At 67.8% G+C, this 2,504-nt stretch carries 2 protein-coding genes; both read left to right on the top strand.

What is annotated here, in order from left to right; all coding sequences use genetic code 11:
- Positions 1-223: 223 nt before the first annotated feature.
- Entirely contained in the window at positions 224-865 is a 642-nt protein-coding gene (locus DBR23_RS10760; protein WP_108498237.1) for a LysE family translocator, read from the top strand.
- Between the two features lie 150 nt (positions 866-1,015).
- Positions 1,016-2,504: efflux RND transporter periplasmic adaptor subunit (locus tag DBR23_RS10755; protein WP_108498238.1), on the top strand; the 1,489-nt coding region annotated here is incomplete at its 3' end.

Raw genomic sequence — 2,504 nt, 5'->3', positions numbered from 1 at the left:
TCTTGATCTGCGGCCATTGCCAAGGTCTGCTGCTTCATCTGCGGATAACGTTTGACCCCTCTCAATGGTGGACCTTAATCAGCGTTGCCCTAAGGCGTTGTGAGGTGGTAGAGGGCGCCTTGGGGGCATGTGCCCTGGGGTCGGCCGTGTAGGCAGGGTCTGCCGTAGACTGCGGTGCTGACCGTTCCCCCTCACACACGCCTCACCCTGCAAGGACTGTCCCATGGATGCGCTGCTATTTGTTCCGGTTGCCATCGCCATCTCGCTCACCCCGGGGCCCAACAACTTCTGTGGCCTCAACAACGGCATCCGCGCAGGCGTGGGCCCCGCGATGATCGCCACGGTGGGCCGGGCAGCGGCGTTCGCGATCTTTCTGACGGTGTCTGCGGTGGGGCTGGGGGCGATGCTGCTGGCGTCCGAAGCGGCGTTCACGGCGGTAAAGTGGGTGGGTGCTGCCTACCTGTTCTGGCTGGGCTGGAAAGCCTGGCACAGCCGCGAGTTCAGCGGCCTGGCGCTGGAGGATGCACCTGGCAGTGGCCAGGCATCGGGTCAACAGGCCCAGTTCCATCTGCGTGCTCTCATTGCGCAGGAATTTTTGCTGGGCATCACCAACCCCAAGGCGATCATCCTGTTCGCGGCGATCTTTCCGCAGTTCATCGACCCCGCGCAGCCTGCAGCGCGCCAGTTTCTGGTGCTGGGCTCCATCTATCTGGGCAGCGAATTCGTCTCGACGGCCGTTTACGCCAGCTCCGGGCGCCAGATCCGCCGCTTCATCCGCACCTCGCGCGGTGTGGCCCGCCTGAACAAGGCCACCGGCGGTTTCTTCATGGGTGCTGGCGGCCTTCTGTTGGCCACCAACCGCTGATTGCTGCCCCCTGGCGGGGCTGAGCCGATACATCGGTAAACCCCGCCCAAAGCGCGCGTAAATCCCCGGTAAAGGGTACCCGCCGGGCGGCAGCCCCGGGGGGTGCGCTGGCTACCATACCCGTTTGCTCATTCCTCGTTGCGCCCCACCATGCCCCTGAACCGTTCGTTGACCCGTCCACAGAGGCCCGCAAGATTGCAGTCCGGCAAGCTGCGCTGGATCTCCGCGTTGTTACTGGCCTCCGTGGCGCTGGCTGCGGTGGGAGGTGGTGCCCGGTGGTGGAAGCAGCGCCAGGATGCATCGGCCGCGGCCAGCGCTGGCGGTGCCGCCACGGGGCCCAACGCGGCGCGCAAGCCCGGCAGTGGGCCCGGGCGCTTTGGCGGCGGCAACGTACAGCCCGTGTCGGTAGGCTCCGTACAGCGGGGTGATGTGCGGGTGGTGGTGAGCGCCATCGGCACCATGAGCGCCCGCGCCACCGCCGTGGTGCGCGCCAAGGTGGGCGGCGAGCTGACGTCGGTGCGCTTCAAGGAAGGTGACGAGGTGCGTGCAGGCCAGGTGCTGGCCGAGATCGATGCGCGCAGCTACCAGGCCGCGCTGTCGCAGGCGCAGGGCACGCTGCAGCGTGACCAGGCGCTGCTCAAGAATGCTCAGCTTGACCTCAAGCGTTATCAGGACCTGCTGGCGCGCGACTCCATCGCCAGCCAGCAGGTAGACACCCAGGCCGCACTGGTGCGGCAGCTGGAAGGCACCGTGGCCTCGGACCAGGCACAGGTGGACGCCGCGCGCCTGCAGCTGAGCTACACCCAGGTCACCGCACCATTTGCCGGCCGGCTGGGCTTGCGCCAGGCGGACCGGGGCAACGTGGTGGGGCCGAGCGACGCGAACGGCATCGTCACCATCAACCAGGTGCGGCCCATCGATGCAGCGTTCTCCGTGCCCGAGGCGCACCTGCCCCAGATGCGTCGCCGCATGGCCGCAGGCGAAGAGCTGAGCGTGGAGCTGTGGGACCGCGACAGCCGCCGCCAGCTGGCCAAGGGCCGTGTGGTGGCGCTGGACAACGCCATCGACAGCGCCACCGGCACCATCAAGGTCAAGGCCGCTTTTGCGAATGAAGACGGCGCCCTGTACCCCAACCAGTTCGTCAACGTGCGCCTGCAGGTCAACCTGCTCCAAGGCGTGCTGACTGTGCCGGCCACGGCCGTGCAGAACAACTATGTCTACCTGGTGCAGGAAGACAGCACCGTGACCCAGCGCCGCATCCGCGTGGGCGTTACCGACGGCGACCGGGTGAGCGTCGAAGGCGAGCTGCGCGAGGGCGAGCAGGTGGTCACGGACGGCATCGACCGCCTGCGCGAAGGCGCCAAGGTCGCCGTCATCGATGCCGGTGCCGTCACCCGTGCCGACCAGGCAGCCCAGGACCAGGCCGCGCAGCGCCGTGCGTTTATCGCATCGCTGCCCCCCGATGTGCGTGAAAAGCTGCAGAAGATGAGCCCCGAAGAGCGTCGCGCCTTCTTGCGCGAGCGGCGAGCGCAGATGGGCGCGAGCGGCGCAGCGGCTCCAGCGTCGGCGGCGTCTGCTGCAGCCTCTTCGGCGTCGGGTGTGGGTGCTCCCGCCGCTGCCCCGCAGGCCTCTGCTGCGC

This window comes from Acidovorax sp. HMWF018 (genome assembly GCF_003061035.1).
Classification (GTDB): Bacteria; Pseudomonadota; Gammaproteobacteria; order Burkholderiales; family Burkholderiaceae_C; genus Acidovorax; species Acidovorax delafieldii.
The sequence above is the reverse complement of the archived record's forward strand: the minus strand, read 5'-3'. Positions and strand labels throughout refer to the sequence as shown.